Raw genomic sequence first — 22,363 nt, 5'->3', positions numbered from 1 at the left:
CCCCAGACCCCGCGCGGAGCCTTACGGTGTCCGACCCCGGCGATACCGTGGAACACGAGAAGACCAGCAACAACGGTTCCTGCCGCACCGGCGGAACCCCCCGAACACGAGGTGGACCATGGCAGCCAAGGGCAGCAACAAACAGAGCGCCGACCAGCAGTTCGGCAGCGACCGCGAGAAGGCTCTCGAGACCGTCCTCGCCCAGATCGACAAGAACTACGGCAAGGGATCGGTGATGCGCCTGGGCGACCGCCCGGCGACCAAGATCGAGACCATCCCCACCGGCTCCATCGCGATGGACGTCGCGCTGGGCATCGGCGGGTTCCCCCGCGGCCGCGTCGTGGAGATCTACGGTCCGGAGTCCTCCGGCAAGACGACCGTCGCCCTGCACGCGGTGGCCAACGTCCAGAAGGCCGGCGGCATCGCCGCCTTCATCGACGCCGAGCACGCTCTCGACCCCTCCTACGCCGAGAAGCTCGGCGTGGACACCGACAGCCTGCTGGTCTCGCAGCCGGACACCGGCGAGCAGGCCCTGGAGATCATGGACATGCTCGTGGGCTCGGGGTCCATCGACATCATCGTCATCGACTCGGTGGCGGCCCTGGTGCCCAAGGCCGAGATCGAGGGCGAGATGGGCGACAGCCACGTGGGCCTGCAGGCTCGCCTGATGAGCCAGGCGCTGCGCAAGATCACCGGCCGGCTCTCCCACTCGAACACCACCGCGATCTTCATCAACCAGCTGCGCGAGAAGATCGGGGTGTTCTTCGGCAGCCCCGAGACCACCACCGGCGGCAAGGCGCTGAAGTTCTACGCCTCGGTCCGCGTGGACGTGCGCCGCATCGAGACCCTCAAGGACGGGGCCAACCCGGTGGGCAACCGGACCCGGGCCAAGATCGTCAAGAACAAGATGGCCCCGCCCTTCAAGCAGGCCGAGTTCGACATCCTCTACGGGGAGGGCATCTCGACCGAGGGCGGGCTCATCGACATGGGCGTGGAGCACGGCATCGTGAAGAAGTCCGGGGCGTGGTTCACCTACGAGGGCGACCAGCTCGGACAGGGCAAGGAGAACTCCCGCCGGTTCCTCAAGGACAACCCGGAACTGGCCGAGGAGATCGAGCGCCGGATCCTGGTGAAGCTCGGGGTCGTCGAGGAGCCGGAGGCGGCCGAGGAGTCCGCGGAGGAGCCGCCCGTGGTCGGGCTGCCCACCGAGGTCGCCGGCCCGGCCTTCTGAGCGGGTCCGTGACCGAGAGCCCGTACGCCCGCCGGCGCCGCCGGTCCTCTGCCCGCCACCGCGGGCCGGAGGGCCCGGCGGCGTCGTCGCCCCCGGCGCAGGACCCCGAGCCGGACCCCCGGGAGGTGGCCCGGGCGATCGTCCTGCGCCAGCTGACCGCCTCCGCCAAGAGCCGCAAGCAGCTCGAGGACAAGCTCGCCGACCGCAACGTCCCCGAGGACGTCGCCCGGGAGGTGCTGGACCGCTTCGAGGAGGTCGACCTCGTCGACGACGCCCAGTACGCCGAGCTCTACGTCCGCTCCCGCGCCGGCTCGCGCAAACTGGCCCGCGCCGCCATCCGCCGCGAACTGGCCACCCGCGGGATCTCCGGGGAGCTCGCGGAGTCGGCGCTCGAGCAGCGCACGGACGAGGACGAGCGGGCGGACGCCGCCGACCTCGTGCGCCGCAAGCTGCCCGCCGGGCTCGACCTGAGCGACCGCGCCGAGCGGGACCGCGCGGTGCGCCGGCTGGTCGGCATGCTCGGGCGGAAGGGCTACGCCCCCGGCCTGGCCTTCGCCGTCGTCCAGGAGGAGCTCGCGGCCCGCTCCGGCGCCGCGGCGGAGGACGACGGGCCCGGCGAGGCGTACCCGGACGCCCCCTGAACCGGACCGCACCCCGCGCCGGGACACCCTGGAACGGCGCGGAGCCGGCCGGATGTCCCGGTGCGGCCGGGGACGGGACGGGCGCTGCCCGCGGCCCGTACAATTGACCGGTGATCTCGACCCCTGCCGCCCCGTCCCCGGACCCGACCGCGTCCGCCACCGCCCCCGTCCCGCGCTCCTACGAGGTGCGCACCTTCGGGTGCCAGATGAACGTCCACGACTCCGAGCGGATCACCGGTCTGCTCGAGGCCGCTGGCTACGTCCGCGCCGCGGACGGTGAGCCGGACCTCGTGGTGTTCAACACCTGTGCCGTGCGCGAGAACGCCGACAACAAGCTCTACGGCAACCTCGGCCAGCTCGTGCCGGCGAAGAAGCGCAACAAGGACCTGCAGATCGCAGTGGGCGGCTGCCTGGCGCAGAAGGACCAGGACACGATCCTCGAGAAGGCCCCGTGGGTCGACGTCGTCTTCGGCACCCACAACATCGGGTCCCTGCCGGCGCTGCTGGAGCGCTCCCGGCACAACGCCGAGGCCCAGCTCGAGATCCTCGACGCCCTCGAGGTCTTCCCCTCCACGCTGCCGACCAAGCGGGACAGCGCCTACTCCGGCTGGGTGTCGATCTCCGTGGGCTGCAACAACACGTGCACGTTCTGCATCGTGCCCTCCCTGCGCGGCAAGGAGCGGGACCGCCGGCCGGGGGACGTCCTCGCCGAGGTGCAGGCCCTCGTCGACGACGGCGCGGTCGAGGTCACGCTCCTGGGGCAGAACGTGAACTCCTACGGCGTCGAGTTCGGGGACCGCGGCGCGTTCGCCAAGCTGCTGCGCGCGTGCGGGCAGATCGAGGGCCTGGAGCGGGTGCGCTTCACGAGCCCGCACCCGGCGGCCTTCACCGACGACGTCATCGACGCCATGGCGGAGACCCCGAACGTGATGCCCCAGCTGCACATGCCCCTGCAGTCCGGGTCCGACCGGATCCTGAAGGACATGCGGCGCTCGTACCGCTCGAAGCGGTTCCTGGGCATCCTGGACACCGTCCGTGAGCGCATCCCCGAGGCGGCGATCACCACCGACATCATCGTCGGCTTCCCCGGGGAGACCGAGGAGGACTTCCAGGACACCCTCGACGTCGTGGCCGCCTCCCGCTTCTCCTCCGCCTACACGTTCCAGTACTCGATCCGGCCCGGCACCCCCGCGGGGGAGATGGCGGACCAGATCCCCAAGGCCGTGGTGCAGGAGCGCTTCGAGCGACTCGTCGCCCTGCAGGACCGGATCGCGGCGGAGGAGAACCGCCGGGTCGTCGGGCGCCGGGTCGAGCTGCTCGTCACCGCGGAGGCCGGCAAGAAGTCCGGGCAGACCCACCGTCTCTCCGGGCGCGCACGGGACCAGCGGCTCGTGCACTTCTCCGTCCCGGAGGGGGCGGAGCTCCCGAGGCCCGGTGACTTCGTGACCGTGACCGTCACCGACGCCGCCTCCTACCACCTCATCGCCGATCCCCGGGAGGCCCGGGACTACGAGCTGCGGCGCTCGCGCGCCGGCGACGCGTGGGACCGTCGGCAGGCGGAGTCCTGCGGCGCGCCCACCGCCCCGGACGGCGCCGGCGCCCGGCCCGTGAGCCTGGGCATGCCGAGCCTGCCCGTCCGGTGAGCGCCGGGGCCCTGCCGGTCGTCGCCGTCGTCGGTGCCACGGGGACGGGCAAGACCGCCCTCGGCGTCGAGCTGGCGCTGCGGCTGGGCGGGGAGGTGGTCAACGCCGACTCGATGCAGTTCTACCGCGGCATGGACATCGGCACAGCCAAGGCCACGGCCGCGGAGCGGCGCGGCGTGCCCCACCACCTCCTCGACGTCCTGGACGTCACGGAGGAGGCCTCCGTGGCGGACTTCCAGCGTGCCGCCCGGGCGTGCTTCGCGCAGATCCGCGCCCGCGGCCGCGTTCCCGTCCTGGTCGGCGGCTCGGGGCTCTACGTCCGCGCCGCCCTGGACGTGCTGGAGCTGCCCGGCACGGACCCGGCCGTGCGGTCCCGGCTCGAACGGGATCTCGCCGACCAGGGCCCGGGCGCGCTGCGCGAGCGGCTGCTCCGCGTCGACCCCGAGTCCGCGGCCCGGGTGCGCGACGACCGCCGGCTCGTGCGCGCCCTCGAGGTGTGGGAGCTGACCGGCCGGCCCTTCACCTCCTTCATGCCACGGCGGGAGTACGTGCAGCCCACGGTGCAGCTGGCTTTGGAGCTCGACCGCGCCGAGCTGCACTCCCGCCTCGCCCGGCGGGTCGGCGCCATGGTCGAGGCGGGCCTGGAGGCCGAGGTGCGCGAGCTCGCCGGGCGCGGGCTGCGCGCCGGGCGCACCTCCTCCCGCGCCCTGGGCTACGGGCAGTTCCTCGACGTCGTGGACGGCCGGGCCTCGGCCGCGGACGCGGCCGAGGCCACCGTGGTGGCCACCCGGCAGTTCGCCCGCCGCCAGCTCACCTGGTTCCGGGCGGACCCACGGGTGCACTGGCTGGACCCGTCCCGGCCCGGGCTCGTGGACCGCGCCGTGCGGATCGTCGAGCAGGTCCCGGGCGGCTCCACCGGCCGGTAGCGTGCGCCGGAGCGCTCCGGCTCCCTCCGGCCGCCGGGGCGGTGCCGGGCCGCGTATCATGACCGGGTGACCTCCGTGCAGCCCGACACCCTCCCGACCGCTCCCGCCCCGGACGCCGCCGCTCCCTGGGGGGAGCTGCGCGGCCGTGCCTTCGCCAAGGGCCACGGCACGGGCAACGACTTCGTACTGCTGACGGACCCGCACGCCGAGCTCGCGCTCGACGCCGCCCTGGTGTCCCTGGTGTGCGACCGCCACCGCGGCATCGGCGGCGACGGGCTGATCCGCGCCGTGCGCTCCGAGGCGCTGCCCGAGGGCCGGACCGTCCTGGCGGACGCCCCCGACGCCGAGTGGTTCATGGACTACCGCAACAACGACGGCTCGATCGCGGAGATGTGCGGCAACGGCGTGCGCGTGTTCGTCCACTACCTCGTCGAGCGGGGCCTCGTGCAGGTCCCCGAGGGGGACGTGCTGCGGATCGGCACCCGCGCCGGGGTGAAGACCGTGGCGCGCACCGACTCCGGCTACGCCGTGGACATGGGCCCGTGGAGCTTCCAGGACGGCCAGACCGCCCGCTCCCGGGGCTCGGACGCCGTCGTGACCGCGAAGGGGCTGAAGGTGCCCCGCCCGGCCCTGTCGATCGGGATGGGCAATCCGCACACCGTCGTGGCGCTCGCGGAGGGGGAGAAGCTCGACCAGCTCGAGCTGTTCACCGCGCCGGTCGTGCGCCCGGAGCCCGAGGACGGCACGAACGTCGAGTTCGTGGTCCCCGCCGACGGCGACGACGACGGGGTGGGCCGGGTCCGCATGCGGGTGCACGAGCGCGGGGTGGGCGAGACGCAGTCCTGCGGCACCGGCGCCTGCGCAGCGGCGGCCGCCACCCGATTCTGGGGCGGGGCGACGGCTCCGGACCAGTGGCTCGTGCAGGTGCCCGGCGGGGTCGTCTCGGTCACGTTCGTCCCCGCGCCGGACGGTGCGGAGCACGTGGTCCTCGCGGGCCCGGCCGTGCTCGTGGCCGACGGCACCTTCGTCTGATCCCCGGGCCGCCGGGTCTCAGGCCCGCCGCTCGACCCGCAGCACCCGGAACCCCTTGTCGGTCGCGTGCCGGGACACGCGGAAGGCCTCGCCCAGCTCGGTCGCGAGCCACTTCTGCAGGGAGTCGGCGCCCAGGTTCTTCTGCACCACCAGCCACGCGCTCCCGCCCGGGCCCAGCCGGGGGAGCCAGCGCAGCAGCAGCTCGTGCAGCTGCGGCTTGCCGATCCGGATCGGCGGATTGGACCAGATGGTGTCGAAGCGCCGCTCCGCCGGCACCTGCTCGGGCAGCAGCACCTCGACGTTGCCCAGGCCCAGGGCCGCGGAGTTGTCGCGGGTCAGCGCGAGGGAGCGCTCGTTGACGTCCACCGCCGTGACCCGGGCCCCGGGAGCGGCCTCCGCCAGGCTCAGGGCGATCGGGCCCCAGCCGCACCCGACGTCCAGGAGCTCCTCGCCGGCCGGGTCGGGAACATTTCGGAGCAGCACGGACGTTCCCTTGTCGAGACCCCGCGGGCTGAAGACCCCGTTGGAGGTCTGCAGGACGACCTCCCGCCCGCGCAGGGCCACGGTCACGGGGCGGCGCACCTCCGGCACCGAGGGGTCCTCCGAGAAGTAGTGCTCGGTCCCCGGGTTCGGGGTCGCCGGGCTGGCGGCGGGATCGGGGGTGTCGGGACGACGTGTCATGGATCCTCATGCTACCGACCGCACCGGCGCCGCCCGCACGGCGCGGGCGTCCTCCCACGGCCTCCGCCGTCGGGGGCGGCGACTAGAATCCAGGAACCACATCCTTCCGAAAGGAACCATGACCCAGTCTCACAACATCCCTGCCGACCACAGCACCGCGGCTCCCGCGGTGGAGGCCGAGAACGGCCTGAGCCGGCAGGACCTCGAGGACGTCGTCGAGCGCGTCCTGTCCCGTGCCCGCGCGCGGGAGGCGGAGAGCGGCGAGCACGCCGGCCGCGAGCACGACGATCCGGGGACCTCCGCGGCCGGGCGGGTGACCGGCCGCGCCCGGGAGCTGGCCGACACCGGCCAGGAGCACTCGGACCACGACGGCGAGCAGCAGGACCTCGACGAGCGCCGCGCCCTGCGCCGCGTCGGCGGGCTGTCCACCGAGCTCGAGGACGTCACGGAGCTCGAGTACCGCCAGCTGCGCCTCGAGCGGGTCGTGCTGGCCGGCCTCTGGACCGGGGGCACCCTCCAGGAGGCCGAGAACTCCCTGCGGGAGCTCGCGGCGCTCGCCGAGACCGCCGGCTCCGAGGTGCTGGACGGCATCGTGCAGCGCCGGCTCAAGCCGGACCCCGCCACCTTCCTCGGCTCCGGCAAGGCCAAGGAGCTGCGCGACATCGTCGCCTCGACCGGCGCCGACACCGTCGTCGTGGACTCCGAGCTGGCCCCGTCCCAGCGGCGCGGGCTGGAGGACGTCGTCAAGGTCAAGGTCATCGACCGCACCGCTCTGATCCTCGACATCTTCGCCCAGCACGCCAAGTCCAAGGAGGGCAAGGCACAGGTGGAGTTCGCGCAGCTCGAGTACCTGCTCCCGCGCCTGCGCGGCTGGGGCGAGTCCCTGTCCCGCCAGGCCGGTGGCCGCGCCGCCGCCGGTGAGGGCATCGGCTCCCGCGGCCCCGGCGAGACCAAGATCGAGCTGGACCGCCGCCGGATCCGCACGCGGATGGCCAAGCTGCGCCGCGAGATCGCCGCGATGAAGCCGGCCCGCGAGACCAAGCGGCTCAACCGCCGCCGCAACTCCGTGCCCTCCGTGGCGATCGCCGGCTACACCAACGCGGGCAAGTCCTCGCTGCTCAACCGGCTCACGGACGCCGGCGTGCTCGTGGAGAACGCCCTGTTCGCGACCCTGGACCCCACGGTCCGCCGGACGCAGACGCCGGACGGCATCGGGTACACCCTCTCGGACACGGTCGGCTTCGTCCGCTCGCTGCCCACGCAGCTCGTGGAGGCCTTCCGCTCCACCCTGGAGGAGGTCGCCGACGCCGACCTCATCCTGCACGTGGTGGACGCCTCCCACCCGGACCCCGAGGGCCAGATCCGGGCGGTGCGCCAGGTGTTCACGGACATCGACGCGCAGAACATCCCCGAGATCATCGTGCTCAACAAGGTCGACGCCGCGGACCCCTTCGTCGTCGAGCGGATCCGGCAGCGCGAGCGCAGCGTCGTGGTGGTCTCGGCCCGCACGGGCGAGGGCCTCGAGGCGCTGCGGGAGCGGATCAGCGAGTCGATCCCGCGCCCGGAGACGGTGCTGGACCTGCTGGTCCCGTACCAGCGCGGCGACGTCGTCAGCCGGCTGCACGACTGGGACGCGGAGATCCTGCGCACCGAGCACCTGCCCGAGGGCACGCACCTGCTCGTGAAGGTCCGCGAGGACCTCGCGGCCGAGCTCGCGGAGTTCGCCCCGGAGCAGGCACCCGGCTTCGGCGCCGAGAGCGCCTGAGCCGGTGACCGCAGCCTTCGTGGACGAGTCCGGGCAGGACGTCTCCGGCGTGCGCCCGGAGACGCTGCCCGGAGCCCAGGACGCCCTGGACCTGCTCGACACCGCGGTCACCGCGATGGGCGGGCAGGTTCGGGACGGCCAGCGGCTGATGACCGCCAAGGTCGCCGAGGCCCTCGACCGGGGCCGGCACCTGCTCGTCCAGGCGGGGACGGGGACGGGGAAGTCACTGGCCTACCTGGCCCCGCTCGTGGAGCACGCCCAGCACGCGGACAAGCCGGTGGTCGTCGCCACCGCGACCCTCGCCCTGCAGTCGCAGATCGTGGGCCGGGACGTGCCCCGCCTGCTGGCCGCCCTGGAGGGCGAGCTCGAGCGGGAGGTCGACGTCGCGCTGCTCAAGGGCCGCAGCAACTACGCGTGCCTGCACAAGCTTGAGGGCGGCTACCCGTCCGACGACGACCCCGGCGCGCTCTTCGCCCTGCCCGACGCCGCCCCGCACCCCGGAGCGGCGCAGCCGGAGGCCACAGAGCAGCCCGGCCGGCTGGGCCAGGAGGTCCAGCGACTGCGGGAGTGGGCCTGCGGGACCGAGACCGGTGACCGCGACGAGATCCTCCCGGGGGTCAGCGACAAGGCCTGGCGCCAGGTCTCCGTGACGGCCAAGGAGTGCCTGGGTCGCAACTGTCCGATGTTCGAGGAGTGCTTCGCCGAGCTCGCCAAGCAGCGGGCGGGGGAGGCGGACATCGTGATCACCAACCACGCCCTGCTCGCGATCAACGCGTTCGAGGGCATCACGGTGCTGCCCGAGCACGACGTCGTGGTGATCGACGAGGCCCACGAGCTGCAGGACCGGGTCACCGGCGCGGTCACCGGCCAGCTCTCGGCCGCCCTGGTCCGGGCGGCGGCGGCGTCCTTGCGCAAGCACACCTCCGCGAACCCCGACTCCCTGACCGCCGGGGCCGCCAATCTCGAGGCCGCGCTGATGGGCGCGCCGGCCGAGCTGCTGCACCGCGGTCTCGACGACGCCCAGGCGGCCGCCGTGGCCCAGATCCGGGACGCCGCCCGCACGGCGATGAGCGAGTCCAAGGGCGGCTCCGGGGGCGAGAAGGACGGCGACGCCGGCCGGCAGATGGCCCGCTCACGGGTGAGCGACGTGCTCGAGCTGGCCGAGCGCATCCTCGCGGCCACCGACTCCCACGAGGTGCTGTGGATCTCGCGGCCGGGCGGCTGGGAGCCCGGCCGCGGCTACGTCTCCGCCGGGGACACCGACCCGGCCACCCTGCACGTGGCGCCGCTGTCCGTGGCCGGGACCCTGCGGGAGGGCCTCTTCGACGGCCGCACCGTGGTCCTGACCTCGGCGACCCTGTCGGTCGGCTCCTCGTTCGACTCCGCGGCGGGGGCCCTCGGACTGCGGGGCGACGGCGCGCCCCGCTGGGAGGGCGTGGACGTGGGCAGCCCCTTCGACTACCCCAGGCAGGGCATCCTCTACCTCGCCAAGCACCTGGAGAAGCCGGGACGGCGTCTCACGGAGGCCCAGCTCGAGGAGATGCTGGCCCTGCTCGAGGCCTCCCGCGGCGGGACGCTGGGACTGTTCTCGTCCCGCCGGGCGGCGGAGGAGGCCGCGGAGGCCCTGCGCCGGCGCACCGACCTGCCGATCCTGTGCCAGGGGGAGTCCTCACTGGCCGGGCTCGTCCAGGAGTTCACCGACGACCCCGCCACGAGCCTGTTCGGCACGATGAGCCTGTGGCAGGGCGTCGACGTGCCGGGGTCCTCGTGCCGTCTCGTGATGATCGACCGGATCCCCTTCCCGCGCCCGGACGACCCGCTGGCGACCGCCCGCAGCCGTGCCGCGGAGCGGGCCGGGGGCAACGGGTTCATGTCGGTCTCGGCGACGCACGCCGCGGTCCGGCTCGCGCAGGGCGCCGGCCGGCTCATCCGTGCCGGCGGGGACCGCGGCGTGGTGGCGATCCTGGACTCCCGGATCGCGACGGCGCGCTACGGCGGGTTCCTGCGGGGCTCGCTGCCGCCGCTGTGGACGACCACGGACCGGGCGGTGGTGCTGGGAGCGCTGGAGCGGCTGGCGACGACCTGACCCGCCCGGGACGCGAGGAGGGCCCGGCCGGTCGGCCGGGCCCTCCTCGCGTCCCGGATCGTCAGAGGCTGCGCAGCACCGAGACGACCTTGCCCATCACCGTGGCGTGGTCCCCGAGGATCGGCTCGTAGCGGGTGTTCTGGGGGAGCAGCCACGTGTGCCCGTCGCGCTGGCGGAAGGTCTTGACGGTGGCCTCGTCGTCGAGCAGGGCGGCCACGATGTCCCCGTTGTCGGCGGCGCTCTGCCGGCGGACCACGACCCAGTCGCCGTCGCAGATGGCGGCGTCGACCATGGAGTCGCCCTTGACCAGCAGCATGAACAGCTCGCCGTGGCCGACGAGCTGGCGGGGCAGGGCGAGCACGTCCTCCACGACCTGCTCGGCCGTGATCGGCCCGCCGGCGGCGATGTGGCCCACGAGCGGGACCATGGTGACGTCCGCCGAGCCCGACAGCTCCCCGACGGAGTCGGGGAGGGCGGGGCGCGGACCGCGGGGCGCGTCCGCGGCTCCGTGCTCCGGTGCCGGGCCGGCGGCGTCGCGCAGCTGCAGGGGCGTGAGGACCTCCATCGCCCGCGGGCGCTTGGGGTCGCGGCGCAGGTAGCCCAGCTTCTCGAGCTGGGAGAGCTGGTGGGTGACGCTGGAGAGCGAGGCGAGGCCCACCAGGTCGCCGATCTCGCGCATCGACGGCGGATAGCCGTGCTCGGCGATGGAGCGCTGGATGGCCTCGAGGATGGTGCGCTGGCGCACGCTGAGGCCGCGGCTGCGCGCGCGGCCGCCGGACCGCGTGCGGGAGTCCTCGGGGGTGGGGGGCTGAGCCATGGGAGCGTCGTCCTTTCGCGTCCGGCTGGTGGTGCCTCCGGTGCGCACCGGCCCGGTTCCGATGTCGGACCCGGGTGGTTCCATGGTTCCCGGTCGGCAGTCGCCGGGGGATCGAAGTGCGCGCCGGCCCGAGGCCCGAACGTGCCCTCAGCCTAGGCGACACGCCGAGTGTCTTCAAACATATGTACGACAGGGTGTCGACAGTCTTCGGAGACGCGTGCTAGACATGGGTCATCGGTATTCGAAAGTATGTTCGATCGAATGCAGGCCCGGACGGGCTGCTGGTCGGACCGGTGTTCGAGATCGCCCGCCCCGCGCGGGAACGTCAAGGAGTTCATGTCATGAGTGCCAGTGCCACCCTCAGCGCCGTCGTCGCGCGCCGTCCCGGCGCCGCCGGAGCCGTCAGCGGCCTCGCCCGCGCCGCCCGGCGGGCACGCCCGTCCGCACGGGCCTCCCGCTCTCCGCTGACGCTCACCCGGCGCGGACGCCTGGTCTTCCTGGGCCTGCCCGTGCTGGCCGGCTCGGCGGCGCTGGTGGTGCTCGCCGTGGTCTTCCTCGTGCCCTCCACGGCCACGGCCACGAGCGAGCCCGTGACGGGCGCCGGCACGGAGCAGACCACGGTGCACCCCGGGCAGAGCCTGTGGGACCTCGCCGTGGCCGCCGACCCGGAGCGCGACCCGCGGGACGTCGTGGCCGAGATCGTGGAGCTCAACGACCTCGACAGCTCCGTCCTCGTGGCCGGCCAGCTCCTCGAGGTCCCCGCCGCCTGAGCCGTGCCCGGAGCCACGGGACAGGGCGAGACCTGCGGCATCCGGTCGGGCCGGAGCGGCCGGTCTAAACTGTTCGGGTGACGCAGAACCTCGACCGACTCAACGCCCTCCCGCTCCGCGACGACCTGCGCGGCAAGGCACCCTACGGTGCCCCGCAGCTCGACGTCGCCGTGGCGCTCAACACGAACGAGAACACGCACCCGGTCCCGGAGGACGTGCACGCGGCGATCGTGCGGGAGGTCACCGAGGCGGCCTGGACCCTCAACCGGTACCCGGATCGGGAGTTCACGGCCCTGCGGGAGGAGCTCGCGGGCTATCTCGGCCACGGCCTGACGGCGGAGAACCTCTGGGCGGCCAACGGCTCCAACGAGATCCTGCAGCAGATCCTGCAGGCCTTCGGCGGCCCCGGGCGCTCCCTGCTCACCTTCGTCCCGACCTACTCCATGTACCCGCTGCTGGCCGCCGGCACGCACACCGGCTTCGTCGCGGGGGAGCGCTCCGCGGACTTCGGGCTCTCCGCCGCGTCCGCGGCCGAGCAGGTGCGCCGGCACCGCCCCGACGTCGTCTTCCTGTGCTCGCCGAACAACCCGACCGGCACGGCGCTGGGCGAGGACGTCGTGACCGCCGTGTACGAGGCCGGGGAGCCCTTCCGCACGGTCGTGGTGGTGGACGAGGCCTACGCCGAGTTCTCCCACCGGGGGACGGACACCGCGCTCGCCCTGCTGGAGAGCAGGCCCCGCCTGGTCGTCACCCGCACCATGAGCAAGGCCTTCGCGCTCGCCGGTGCCCGGCTGGGCTACTTCGCCGCGGCCCCGGAGGTGGCCGACGCGGTCCGCCTCGTGCGCCTGCCCTACCACCTCTCGGCCGTGACCCAGGCCACCGCCCTGGCCGCCCTGCGGCACTCGGACGCGCTGCTGGCCAACGTCGAGGACATCAAGCGGCAACGGGACCGGATCGTCGACGAGCTCCGCCGGCTCGGGCTCGACCCGGCGGCGTCGGACTCCAACTTCGTCTTCTTCGGCGGCATGCCCGACTCCCGGGCGATGTGGCAGGCCCTCCTGGAGGACGGCGTGCTCGTGCGCGACGTCGGGATCCCCGGCCACCTGCGCGTCACCGCCGGCACGGAGGAGGAGACCACCGCCTTCCTGGCCAGCCTGGAGCGGATCGTCTCCGCCGGCTGAGCCCCGGGGACGGGGGCCTCCCGTCCCGGGACGGCGGGACCTCCCGTCCCGGATAGCATGGAGGCAGACAACCACCGGGCCCGAAGCGCCGCCCGCCCGGGGCGGCCCGGGCCACCCGCGGCCCGCCGACGGCCGCGCCGCGCCCGCGAGGAGTTCCACCCGCATGTCCGACCAGAACCCCACCGGCACCCGTGCCCCCCGCCGCGCCTTCCTCGAGCGGCGCACCAGCGAGTCCTCGGTGTCCGTCGAGATCGACCTCGACGGCACGGGCGTCCACGACATCGACACCTCGGTGCCGTTCTACGACCACATGCTGACCGCCCTGTCCAAGCACTCCCTCATCGACATGCGGATCCGGGCCACGGGCGACACCCACATCGACGTCCACCACACGGTGGAGGACACGGCGATCGTCCTCGGCGACGCCCTGCGCCAGGCCCTGGGCGACAAGGCCGGCATCCGCCGTTTCGGCGAGGCCACCGTCCCCCTGGACGAGGCCCTGGCCAACGCCGTGGTGGACATCTCGGGCCGCCCCTACGCGGTGCACACGGGGGAGCCCGAGGGGCAGCAGTACCACCTGATCGGCGGACACTTCACCGGCTCGATGGTCCAGCACGTCCTCGAGTCCCTGGCCTACCACGCGGGGATCTGCCTGCACGTCACGCTGCTGGCGGGCCGGGACCCCCACCACATCGCCGAGGCGCAGTTCAAGGCGCTGGCGCGCGCCCTGCGCCAGGCCGTGGAGCCCGACCCCCGGGTCAGCGGCATCCCGTCGACGAAGGGCGCCCTGTGAGCACGGAAGGACACCTGATGGCAGACGACAGCCCCCGGCCGGAGGAGGCCGCCCGGCCCACCGTGGCGGTCCTGGACTACGGGGCGGGCAACGTCCGCTCGGCGGTGCGCGCCCTCGAGGCCGCCGGCGCCGACGTGGTGCTCAGCGCCGACCCCGGGGCCGTCCTGGACGCCGACGGGCTCGTGGTCCCCGGCGTCGGCGCGTTCGCCGCGGTCATGGACGGGCTGCGCTCCGTCGACGGCCTGCGGCTGATCGGTCGCCGCCTCGCCGGGGGGCGTCCCGTGCTGGGCATCTGCGTGGGCCTGCAGGTCCTCTTCGAGTCCGGGGTCGAGCACGGACAGGAGACCGAGGGCATGGGCGAGTGGCCCGGCGTCGTCGAGCGCCTCCGGGCCGACGTGGTGCCGCACATGGGCTGGAACACGGTCGAGCCGCCCGAGGACACGGTGCTGTTCCGCGGCATCGAGGACGAGCGGTTCTACTTCGTGCACTCCTACGGGGTGCAGGAGTGGGACTTCCCCCAGAGCATCCAGCGGATGAAGCCGCCGCAGGTCACCTGGTCGGACCACGGCGGGCGGTTCATCGCCGCCGTGGAGAACGGGGCCCTGTGCGCCACGCAGTTCCACCCCGAGAAGTCCTCCGAGGCCGGCATCCAGCTGCTGCGCAACTGGTTGGGCACCCTCCCGCGGACCGGCCGGCTGGACCACCTCAAGGCCGGCGACCCCCTCGGCGGGGACACCCTGGCCGGGCGGCCGACCCTCCAGCAGGAGGACGGCGCCGCGTGAGCACGGCGGTCCTCGTCATGGCCCTCGGCGCGTTCCTCGCGGGCGGGGCCATCTCCTTCCACCAGCAGAGGAAGCCGACCTGGGCGGTGGCGCTGATGGCGCTGCTCGCCGCCGGGCTCATCGGCTTCGGCTGGTACGCCTGGTTCCAGGGCCGCTGAGCCCGCCCGTTCCCGCCCGCCCGACCCCGAGCAGTCCCACCAGCCCGAGCACTCCCCGAAGCCCGAGAAGAGAGAGATCCCATGCCCCTGAGCGAGACCCTCCGCCTGCAGCTGCTGCCCGCCGTCGACGTCGCGGACGGCCAGGCCGTGCGCCTGGTGCAGGGCGAGGCCGGTTCCGAGACCGGTTACGGCGACCCGCTGGAGGCCGCGCTCGCGTGGCAGGAGGCGGGGGCCGAGTGGATCCACCTGGTGGACCTCGACGCCGCCTTCGGCCGCGGCGACAACATCGACGTGCTGCGCCGCGTCGCCGCCGAGCTCGAGCTGAAGGTCGAGATGTCCGGCGGCATCCGGGACGACGCCTCCCTGGAGCGGGCGCTGTCCCTGGACCCGGCCCGGATCAACCTGGGCACCGCGGCCCTCGAGAACCCGGAGTGGACCCGGAAGGTCATCGCCGAGCACGGCGAGGTCATCGCGGTGGGCCTCGACGTGCGCGGCACCACCCTCGCCGCCCGCGGGTGGACCGAGGAGGGCGGGGACCTCTGGGAGGTCCTGGACCGGCTCGAGGAGCACGGCTGCGCCCGCTACGTGGTCACCGACGTGACCAAGGACGGCACGCTGAAGGGCCCGAACCTCGAGCTGCTCCGGGAGGTCGCCACCCGCACCGACAAGCCCGTGGTCGCCTCCGGCGGCATCTCCTCCCTCGACGACCTCGCGGCCCTGCGGACCCTGGTGCCCTCGGGCGTCGAGGGCGCCATCGTGGGCAAGGCCCTCTACGCGGGCCGGTTCACGCTCGAGGAGGCCCTCGACGTGGCGGGCCGTCCGGCGGCGCGGTGACCGAGCGCCGGCTCCCCGGCCACATCGCGGCCCAGCTCGCGAGCGCCGGCGGCACGGAGGACACCGGCGGCCAGGCCTGGGCCGGGCGCAACCTGGGGGAGGGCACCAGCCACAGCCACCGGTTCCCGGACGACGACGGCGCCGCCGCCGCCGTGGTGCTCGAGGCGCTCGCGGCCCTGCGGGCCGGAACCGGGGACGAGGCGCAGGTGGTCGCGGCCCTGGCCGGCACGCGGGTCTTCGTGCCGGTCGTGGCCGAGGTCTCCGCCTCGACCGTCACCGCGTCCGGGCACGTGGCCGACAAGGAGGCCGACATGGCCCTCGTGTCGCTGCGCGCGGCCGACGGCCGCCAGGTGCTGCCGGTCTTCACGTCCACGGCCGCGCTCACGGCCTGGCACCCCCAGGCCCGTCCCGTGGCCACGGACGTCCGGCGGGCGGCGGTGGCCGCGGTCAAGGACGGCACCCAGCTGCTCGTGCTGGACCCGGGCACGGCGCTGCCCTTCGTGGTGCGCCGGCCGGGGCTCTGGGCGCTCGCCCAGGGCCGCGTGTGGACCCCGTCCTACCGCAGCGCGGCGGTCGAGGAGGCCGTGCGCCGCTGCGCCGCGGGGCTGCCCGGGGTGGTGTCGGCGGGGGTGGCTCCGGGCGACGGCGTCGCGGCCCGCGCCGCGGACGGCACGGTGGTCGACGGCGGGGGAGCCGGACCCGAGCTCGCGGTCGTCCTGGCGCTGCGCGCGGGCCTCGACCGGGCGGGCCTGGACGACGTGCTCGCCCGCTTCCAGGCCCGGCTGAGCATCGAGCCCGCCCTGGCCGAGGACGTCGACTCGATGCAGCTGCGCCTCACGACGGCGGGCTGACCCGGTTGCCCGGATCAGCCCGCAGTGTCGTGCTGGTTCAGGCCGGGCTCAGCTCACCGGGCCGGTGAACTTCTCGCCGGGGCCCTGCCCGGGGGCGTCCGGGTAGAGCGACGCCTCGCGGAAGGCCAACTGGAGCGTGCGCAGGCCGTCGCGCAGCGGGGCGGCGTGCTGGGAGCCGATCTCCGGGGCGGCGGCCGTGACGAACCCGGCCAGCGCGGTGATGAGCTTGCGGGCCTCGTCCAGGTCCTTGAGCTCGTCCGCGTCCTCGCCGGCGGCCAGACCGCACTTCACGGCGGCCGCGCTCATGAGGTGGACGGCCGCGGTGGTGATGACCTCGATGGCCGGGACCTCGGCGATGTCGCGCATCTGCTCGTCGACGGCCTGGACCGTCTCCTGCGGGATCTCCTGGCCGGGCCGGGCGGCGTCGTCGTCGTCGTCGAAGCGGAAGGTGTTCTCGGAAGTCATGGTGCAACTCTGCCACACCGCCGTGCGCCGTCCGGCCTATCCTGCAGGGGGTACGGCACCGGACGGAGAGGGGAGCGAGGCCGCTGTGTGGATCGGGTGGATCGAGTTCGACGTGCTGCTGGGGGACGTGCACTCCCTCAAGGGCAAGCGCTCCGTGGTGCGGCCGCTCGTGGCCGAGCTGCGCCGCCGGTTCCCGGTGAGCGCCGCGGAGGTCGGGCACCTCGACCTGCACCGCCGGGCCCTGGTGGGGGCCGGCGCGGTCGCCGGGGACGCCGCCCACCTCGTCGAGGTCCTCGACCAGCTCGAGCGCTTCGTCGCGGCCCGCCCGGAGATCGAGCTCCTCTCGGCCCGCCGCGGCCTGCACACGACCGAGGACGAGTGACGGGCGCCCCGGTTCCCCAACGCCCGCTCCATGGGCTAGAGTGGTGGGCAGTGTGCAAGTGGAGGAGACTCCCACCCGCGCCGACCACGGTCGCCGGGTTCGCGACGACATCGTCCGCACGACGGCCCGGCGGGGTTCTCCGCGCCGGATCCGTCACGCAGTGCAACGCCCTGGAGGCGGTGCACCGATGAGCCTCCGCTTGCCGACCGCAGCGGGGGCTCTTTGTCGTTGCGGACCGGACAGAACCATGAGGTCCCCGGAAACCTCCGGGCGATCACGCAGAACATCAGGAGCACGGCATTAGCGATCCACGTATCAATGACAGAATCCGAGTCCCCGAAGTCCGTCTCGTCGGACCCGCAGGCGAGCAGGTCGGCATCGTCCGCGTCGAGGACGCACTGAGGCTGGCCCGCGAATCGGATCTCGATCTGGTCGAGGTGGCGCCCAACGCCAAGCCGCCGGTGGCCAAGCTCATGGACTTCGGCAAGTACAAGTACGAGGCCGCGGTCAAGGCCCGGGAGTCGCGCAAGAACCAGACGAACACGGTCCTCAAGGAGGTCCGGTTCCGGCTCAAGATCGACACCCACGACTACGAGACCAAGGTCGGCCACGCCAAGCGCTTCCTCGGCTCCGGCGACAAGGTCAAGGCCATGATCCAGTTCCGCGGCCGTGAGCAGCAGCGCCCCGAGATGGGCGTGCGCCTGCTCGAGCGCTTCGCCAACGACGTCGCCGAGGTCGGCGTCGTCGAGTCGAGCCCCCGGGTCGACGGGCGCAACATGGTCATGGTCGTCGGGCCGCTGAAGAACAAGGCCGAGGCCAAGGCCGAGGCGCGCCGCCAGAAGCAGCGCGAGGACGCCCGCGCCGAGAACGACCGCAAGGCCAAGCTCGACACCTCCTCCGCCGAGCCCGTGACCCAGTCGATCGGGGACGCGTTCCCGGCCGAGCTGCGCGAGCAGGCCGCACGGACCGAGGAGCCGGCGCAGCAGACGGCGCCGGAGCCCCAGGCTCCGGAGGCGGTCCCCGAGGCCCAGGCCCCGGAGCCCGAGGTGCAGGCCCCGGAGCCCGAGGCCCAGGCCCCGGAGACGGAGCCCCAGGCCTCGGAGCAGGCGCCCGAGGTCCCGGCAACGGCACCGGCCCCCGAGGCCGAGGTCCCGGAGCAGGCACCGGTCCCCGAGGCCCCGGCCGCGCCGCGGCCGGCGCCCAAGGCCCCTCGGCCCGGGCCCAAGCCGGGCGCCCGGCCCGGTCCCCGGGCCTGAACGGCAGAAGACCTTCCGCGCGAGCGGAGCAGAACTGACAACGCCCTGCGGGCGCAGCCGGTCCCGGCTGTGCCTGCAGGGCACCGTTGAGGTGCGACGGACGTCGTCGTGCCCTCCGGTGGTCACCACCGGAAGAATCGTAAGGAGAGCGGCCCACATGCCGAAGATGAAGACCCACAGCGGGGCGAAGAAGCGCTTCAAGCTCACCGGTACCGGCAAGGTGAAGCGCCAGCAGGCCAATCGCCGCCACTACCTGGAGCACAAGTCCTCCCGGCTGACCCGTCGCCTGGCCTCCGACCAGATCGTGGCCCCCGGCGACGCGAAGGTCATCAAGAAGATGCTGGGCAAGTAGCCCCCCACCGCATCCCCCGGGGAGCCCGTCTCCCCGCCCCGCACAGATTTGACCTCCCGGCCGCGCGGCCGGGACCGAAGTGAAGGAGTACACACGTGGCACGTGTGAAGCGGGCGGTCAACGCCCACAAGAAGCGCCGGGTCATCCTCGAGCAGGCCTCCGGCTACCGCGGTCAGCGCTCGCGCCTCTACCGCAAGGCGAAGGAGCAGGTCACCCACTCGTTCGTCTACAGCTACAACGACCGCCGCAAGCGCAAGGGCGACTTCCGCCGGCTGTGGATCCAGCGCATCAACGCTGCGGCCCGCGCCAACGGCCTGACCTACAACCGCTTCATCCAGGGCCTCAAGGCCGCCGAGGTGGAGGTCGACCGCCGCATGCTCGCCGAGCTGGCCGTCAACGACCAGCAGGCGTTCGCCGGCCTGGTCGAGATCGCGAAGAACGCCCTGCCGGAGGACACCTCCGCGCCGCGCGAAGCCGCCGCCTGAGCCCAGTCGGAGCAGTGAACCTCACGGAGCGCCTGGCCGCCCAGCCGATGTCCAACCCCCGAGCCGATCGGGTGCGGGACGTCGCGGGACTGGCCGGGCGCTCCGCGCGTTCCAAGCGCGGCCTGTTCCTCGCCGAGGGCCCGCAGAACGCCCGGGAGGCTCTCGCCCGGCACCTCGAGTCCCCGTGCGTGGACGCCGTCTACGTGACCGAGGACGCCCTGTCCCAGCACCCGGACATCACCGCCCTGCTCGAGCGCGTCGCCGCCGACCGGGCCGTGTTCGTCCGGCTCGTGACCCGGGAGGTGCTCTCCGCCATGAGCGACGCCGTGAGCCCGCAGGGCGTCGTCGTGGTCGGCCGGACCCTGGACGTGCCCGTGGCGGGGATCCTCGAGGCCGCCCCCCGGCTCGTGGCCGTCCTGGCCCGGGTGCAGGACCCCGGCAACGCGGGCACCCTCCTGCGTGCCGCCGACGCGGCGGGCGCCGACGCGCTCGTGCTCACCGCCGGCAGCGTCGACGTCTACAACCCCAAGGCCGTGCGGTCGACCGCCGGCTCCCTCTTCCACCTGCCCGTCGCCGTGGGCGCCGACCTGCCCGAGCTGGTCCGCGCCGCCCGCGCCGCGGGCTGCGGCGTGCTCGCGGCGGACGGCCGCGGCGACGTCGACCTCGACCGGCTCCAGGACCTCTCCGCGGCGCGCGCCGCCGGCCTCGGCGCCGCAGAAGACGGCTACGACCTGGCCCGGCCCACCGTGTGGCTCTTCGGCAACGAAGCCCAGGGCCTGTCGGAGGACGAGAAGGCGCTGGCCGACCACCGCGTCGCCGTGCCGGTCCACGGGCGGGCCGAGTCGCTCAACGTGGGCACCGCGGCCACCGTGTGCCTCTACGCGTCGGCGCGCGCACAGCGGCGGACCGGGCGCTGACCCGGTGACCGCTCCGCTGCCGGTCTCCTTCCGCACCCAGGTCGTCGGTGCGGCTCTGCTCGACGACGCGCGCCGCCCCACCGCCTTCCTCGCCGCCCAGCGCGCCTATCCGCCGGCCCTGCGCGGGCTGTGGGAGTTCCCGGGCGGCAAGCAGGAGCCCGGCGAGAGCTGCGAGGAGGCCCTTGTACGCGAGTGCGCCGAGGAGCTCGGCGCCGGCGTGGAGCTGCTGGCTGAGGTGCCCGGACCGCACGCGCAGGGCTGGCCGCTGAAGGACACGGCGGCGATGCGGGTCTGGACCGGCGTGCTGGCCGCGGGATCCCCCGCGCCCGCCGCCGGGGAGGACCACCTCGCCGTGCAGTGGGTCCGGCTCGACGACGACGACGCCGTGCTCGCCCTGCCGTGGATCCCCGCCGACCTCCCGATCGTGCGGGCGCTGCTCGAGCAGCTGCGCGACTGACCCCGGTTGCCGGGGTCGCTCCCGATCTGACCGGCTGACCCCGGTTTCCCCGGCTGACCTCGGGATCCTGGGGTCAGCCGGGCAACCCGTGGTCAGTCACGGGCCGGCGGGTTCCCGTGCCGCGGGACACGGGCGCGGTAGCCCCCGTCGGCCAGGCCGGCCCGGACCTCGAAGGGGTTGTGCAGCGCCGGGTGCCCGCAGCGCAGCACCGACCAACCGGCGGCGGCGAGATACGCCGGCAGGAACGGCAGTCCGAGGCACAGGGCGTACTGGCTGGCGTGGCGCGATTCGTGGGCCAGCAGCCGGGGACGGGCGGCGACGTCGTCGGGCCCGGCGCGGAAGAGGACCACGTTGCCCACGGTGAACGCCCCGGCCCTCGGCAGCCGCGGCCGGTAGCCGAAGCCCAGGAGGAGCCCCTCGGGCCCGCGGACCACGCGCGTGCCGGTGAGCGCGGCGACGAGCAGGCCCAGCGGGGTCGACAGGTTCGCCATGTTCCAGGCCGCCCGCAGACGGACCGCACGACTGCTCCGAGCGCCCATGCGCCCAGACTAGGCCCTTCCGCGCGGTGCCGGACGGGACGGCCGGGCGAGCCGGTGGGCGCGGACCGGCTCCTGGCGGGCGGCCCGATCGTCCGAAGCGCTGCCTCCTGGTCCGCGGACCGTGTGCCATAGACTGGGATCCGCCCGCGATCCGCCCCGATCCGGGCTTTCCCGTGCCACATGACTCACAGGACGTGAGGCAGTGTGCCCGGACGACACCGTCCCCGAGCCGAAGAAGCCAGTGCTGATGTCTGAACTGCCACCCGAGACCGCGCCGAGCGGCGCGGTCGACCCCACCGACGAGGCCGCGGTCACCGCCGCCGTCGAGGCGGCCCTCGCCGCCGTCGAGAACGCCCAGGACCTCGACGAGCTCAAGGAGGTCCGGCTCGCCCACGCGGGGGAGCGGTCCCCGCTGGCGTTGGCCAACCGGCAGATCGGCTCGCTCGACAAGACGCAGAAGGCCGCCGCCGGCAAGCTGATGGGCCAGGCCCGCGGCCGCGTGAACCGGGCGATCGCCGCCCGCACCACGGTGCTCGAGGAGGAGCGCGACGCCCGGATCCTGGTGGAGGAGTCCGTGGACGTCACCGCCGCGGGCCGCCGCCGCCGGCTGGGCGGCCGGCACCCGCTGACCCACCTCATGGAGCGCATCGGCGAGACGTTCGTGGCCATGGGCTGGGAGGTCGCCGACGGGCCCGAGGTCGAGTCCGAGTGGTACAACTTCGACTCCCTGAACTTCAAGCCGGACCACCCCGCCCGGGAGCTGCAGGACACGTTCTTCGTGGACCCGCCCGAGGCGCACCTGGTGCTGCGCACGCACACCTCCCCGGTGCAGATGCGCACGCTGCTGAGCCGCGAGCTGCCCGTCTACGTCGTCGTCCCCGGGCGCACCTACCGCACCGACGAGCTCGACGCCACGCACACCCCCGTCTTCCACCAGGTCGAGGGTCTGGCCGTGGACAAGGGCCTGTCGATGGCCGACCTCAAGGGCACGCTCGAGCACTTCGCCCGGCAGATGTTCGGCCCGGAGGCGAGGATCCGGCTGCGGCCCAACTACTTCCCGTTCACCGAGCCCTCGGCCGAGCTGGACGTGTGGCACCCGAACGCCAAGGGCGGGCCGCAGTGGATCGAGTGGGGCGGGTGCGGCATGGTCCACCCCAACGTGCTGCGCGCCGCCGGCATCGACCCCGAGGTCCACTCGGGCTTCGCGTTCGGCATGGGCATCGAGCGGACCCTGATGTTCCGCAACAACGTCCCGGACATGCGCGACATGGTTGAGGGCGACATCCGCTTCAGCGAGCACTTCGGGATGGAGATCTAAG

General features: G+C 73.9%; 25 protein-coding genes. 21 read left to right on the top strand and 4 right to left on the bottom strand.

Annotated features, from left to right (window positions below; genetic code table 11):
• Positions 1–118 precede the first annotated feature (118 nt).
• The 5 genes from recA to dapF all read left to right on the top strand — a co-directional run bounded on the left by recA (position 119) and on the right by dapF (position 5,473).
• The gene (gene recA / locus RE027_RS02470) at positions 119–1,231 is read left to right on the top strand and encodes a recombinase RecA (RefSeq protein ID WP_368806657.1); all 1,113 of its coding nucleotides are present in this window, start codon (positions 119–121) and stop codon (positions 1,229–1,231) included.
• A gap of 8 nt (positions 1,232–1,239) precedes the next feature.
• Positions 1,240–1,872 (top strand): regulatory protein RecX, encoded by a 633-nt coding sequence (locus RE027_RS02465; RefSeq protein ID WP_368806656.1) that lies wholly within the window; start codon positions 1,240–1,242, stop codon positions 1,870–1,872.
• 113 nt (positions 1,873–1,985) lie between these two features.
• Positions 1,986–3,515 (top strand): tRNA (N6-isopentenyl adenosine(37)-C2)-methylthiotransferase MiaB, encoded by a 1,530-nt coding sequence (gene miaB, locus RE027_RS02460; protein WP_368806940.1) that lies wholly within the window; start codon positions 1,986–1,988, stop codon positions 3,513–3,515.
• Positions 3,512–4,441, top strand: a complete 930-nt coding sequence (miaA, locus tag RE027_RS02455) for a tRNA (adenosine(37)-N6)-dimethylallyltransferase MiaA (RefSeq protein WP_368806655.1) — start codon at positions 3,512–3,514, stop codon at positions 4,439–4,441. The genes miaB and miaA overlap by 4 nt, the downstream gene beginning before the upstream one ends.
• A 75-nt stretch (positions 4,442–4,516) precedes the next feature.
• Complete coding sequence (gene dapF, locus RE027_RS02450; RefSeq protein WP_368806939.1) at positions 4,517–5,473, top strand: diaminopimelate epimerase; 957 nt, start codon at positions 4,517–4,519, stop codon at positions 5,471–5,473.
• An 18-nt stretch (positions 5,474–5,491) separates the two neighbouring features.
• Here the strand turns inward: dapF and RE027_RS02445 are convergent, their stop codons facing one another.
• Positions 5,492–6,154, bottom strand: coding sequence for a class I SAM-dependent methyltransferase (locus RE027_RS02445; RefSeq protein ID WP_368806654.1), 663 nt, complete (start codon positions 6,152–6,154; stop codon positions 5,492–5,494).
• Between the two features lie 118 nt (positions 6,155–6,272).
• On the opposite strand from RE027_RS02445, the gene hflX reads away from it, so the two are divergent.
• Both hflX and RE027_RS02435 read left to right on the top strand, forming a co-directional pair.
• Positions 6,273–7,919 (top strand): GTPase HflX, encoded by a 1,647-nt coding sequence (gene hflX, locus RE027_RS02440; protein ID WP_368806653.1) that lies wholly within the window; start codon positions 6,273–6,275, stop codon positions 7,917–7,919.
• Positions 7,920–7,923: 4 nt separating this feature from the next.
• Positions 7,924–10,005 carry an ATP-dependent DNA helicase gene (locus tag RE027_RS02435; protein WP_368806652.1) on the top strand — a complete coding sequence of 694 codons (2,082 nt, stop codon included), beginning with the start codon at positions 7,924–7,926 and terminating at the stop codon, positions 10,003–10,005.
• A 61-nt stretch (positions 10,006–10,066) separates the two neighbouring features.
• Here RE027_RS02435 and lexA read toward each other — a convergent pair whose 3' ends face one another.
• A complete protein-coding gene (gene lexA, locus RE027_RS02430) occupies positions 10,067–10,822 on the bottom strand; it encodes a transcriptional repressor LexA (protein ID WP_368806651.1) in 756 nt (251 codons plus the stop codon).
• A 341-nt stretch (positions 10,823–11,163) separates the two neighbouring features.
• On the opposite strand from lexA, the gene RE027_RS02425 reads away from it, so the two are divergent.
• The 7 genes from RE027_RS02425 (at position 11,164) to RE027_RS02395 (ending at position 16,191) form a co-directional block, all read left to right on the top strand.
• Positions 11,164–11,592: a LysM peptidoglycan-binding domain-containing protein gene (locus RE027_RS02425; RefSeq protein WP_368806650.1), complete on the top strand. Its 429-nt coding sequence runs from the start codon at positions 11,164–11,166 to the stop codon at positions 11,590–11,592.
• Positions 11,593–11,669: 77 nt separating this feature from the next.
• On the top strand, positions 11,670–12,773 hold the full coding sequence (locus tag RE027_RS02420) for a histidinol-phosphate transaminase (protein ID WP_368806649.1): 1,104 nt from the start codon (positions 11,670–11,672) through the stop codon (positions 12,771–12,773).
• Between the two features lie 163 nt (positions 12,774–12,936).
• Complete coding sequence (gene hisB, locus RE027_RS02415; protein WP_368806648.1) at positions 12,937–13,566, top strand: imidazoleglycerol-phosphate dehydratase HisB; 630 nt, start codon at positions 12,937–12,939, stop codon at positions 13,564–13,566.
• A 17-nt stretch (positions 13,567–13,583) separates the two neighbouring features.
• A complete protein-coding gene (gene hisH / locus RE027_RS02410; RefSeq protein WP_368806647.1) occupies positions 13,584–14,348 on the top strand; it encodes an imidazole glycerol phosphate synthase subunit HisH in 765 nt (254 codons plus the stop codon).
• Positions 14,345–14,506, top strand: a complete 162-nt coding sequence (locus RE027_RS02405) for a CG2302 family histidine operon protein (RefSeq protein WP_368806646.1) — start codon at positions 14,345–14,347, stop codon at positions 14,504–14,506. Before hisH ends, RE027_RS02405 begins: the two co-directional genes overlap by 4 nt.
• An 81-nt stretch (positions 14,507–14,587) precedes the next feature.
• A complete protein-coding gene (gene priA, locus RE027_RS02400; protein ID WP_368806645.1) occupies positions 14,588–15,340 on the top strand; it encodes a bifunctional 1-(5-phosphoribosyl)-5-((5-phosphoribosylamino)methylideneamino)imidazole-4-carboxamide isomerase/phosphoribosylanthranilate isomerase PriA in 753 nt (250 codons plus the stop codon).
• The gene (locus RE027_RS02395; RefSeq protein ID WP_368806644.1) at positions 15,337–16,191 is read left to right on the top strand and encodes an SseB family protein; all 855 of its coding nucleotides are present in this window, start codon (positions 15,337–15,339) and stop codon (positions 16,189–16,191) included. The genes priA and RE027_RS02395 overlap by 4 nt, the downstream gene beginning before the upstream one ends.
• A gap of 48 nt (positions 16,192–16,239) precedes the next feature.
• Here RE027_RS02395 and RE027_RS02390 read toward each other — a convergent pair whose 3' ends face one another.
• Positions 16,240–16,656: a DUF1844 domain-containing protein gene (locus RE027_RS02390; RefSeq protein ID WP_368806643.1), complete on the bottom strand. Its 417-nt coding sequence runs from the start codon at positions 16,654–16,656 to the stop codon at positions 16,240–16,242.
• Positions 16,657–16,741: 85 nt separating this feature from the next.
• Here RE027_RS02390 and RE027_RS02385 point away from each other — a divergent pair, with 85 nt between their 5' ends.
• From RE027_RS02385 to RE027_RS02360, 6 genes are all read left to right on the top strand, one after another.
• Positions 16,742–17,038, top strand: coding sequence for a DUF503 domain-containing protein (locus RE027_RS02385; protein ID WP_368806642.1), 297 nt, complete (start codon positions 16,742–16,744; stop codon positions 17,036–17,038).
• 299 nt (positions 17,039–17,337) lie between these two features.
• Positions 17,338–18,294 (top strand): translation initiation factor IF-3, encoded by a 957-nt coding sequence (infC, locus tag RE027_RS02380; protein ID WP_368806938.1) that lies wholly within the window; start codon positions 17,338–17,340, stop codon positions 18,292–18,294.
• Positions 18,295–18,451: 157 nt separating this feature from the next.
• The gene (gene rpmI, locus RE027_RS02375; protein WP_017832891.1) at positions 18,452–18,646 is read left to right on the top strand and encodes a 50S ribosomal protein L35; all 195 of its coding nucleotides are present in this window, start codon (positions 18,452–18,454) and stop codon (positions 18,644–18,646) included.
• Positions 18,647–18,741: 95 nt separating this feature from the next.
• Positions 18,742–19,131, top strand: a complete 390-nt coding sequence (rplT, locus tag RE027_RS02370) for a 50S ribosomal protein L20 (RefSeq protein WP_368806641.1) — start codon at positions 18,742–18,744, stop codon at positions 19,129–19,131.
• A 14-nt stretch (positions 19,132–19,145) separates the two neighbouring features.
• Positions 19,146–20,048: a TrmH family RNA methyltransferase gene (locus tag RE027_RS02365; protein ID WP_368806640.1), complete on the top strand. Its 903-nt coding sequence runs from the start codon at positions 19,146–19,148 to the stop codon at positions 20,046–20,048.
• Between the two features lie 4 nt (positions 20,049–20,052).
• A complete protein-coding gene (locus tag RE027_RS02360) occupies positions 20,053–20,505 on the top strand; it encodes an NUDIX domain-containing protein (RefSeq protein ID WP_368806639.1) in 453 nt (150 codons plus the stop codon).
• Between the two features lie 92 nt (positions 20,506–20,597).
• Here RE027_RS02360 and RE027_RS02355 read toward each other — a convergent pair whose 3' ends face one another.
• The gene (locus tag RE027_RS02355; protein WP_368806638.1) at positions 20,598–21,044 is read right to left on the bottom strand and encodes an eCIS core domain-containing protein; all 447 of its coding nucleotides are present in this window, start codon (positions 21,042–21,044) and stop codon (positions 20,598–20,600) included.
• A gap of 247 nt (positions 21,045–21,291) precedes the next feature.
• Here RE027_RS02355 and pheS point away from each other — a divergent pair, with 247 nt between their 5' ends.
• Positions 21,292–22,362, top strand: coding sequence for a phenylalanine--tRNA ligase subunit alpha (pheS, locus tag RE027_RS02350; RefSeq protein ID WP_368806637.1), 1,071 nt, complete (start codon positions 21,292–21,294; stop codon positions 22,360–22,362).
• Position 22,363 lies beyond the last annotated feature (1 nt).

It is taken from the genome of Kocuria sabuli (genome assembly GCF_040981185.1).
Taxonomy (GTDB): Bacteria; Actinomycetota; Actinomycetes; order Actinomycetales; family Micrococcaceae; genus Kocuria; species Kocuria sabuli.
This window is presented reverse-complemented; position numbering and strand designations above follow the sequence as displayed.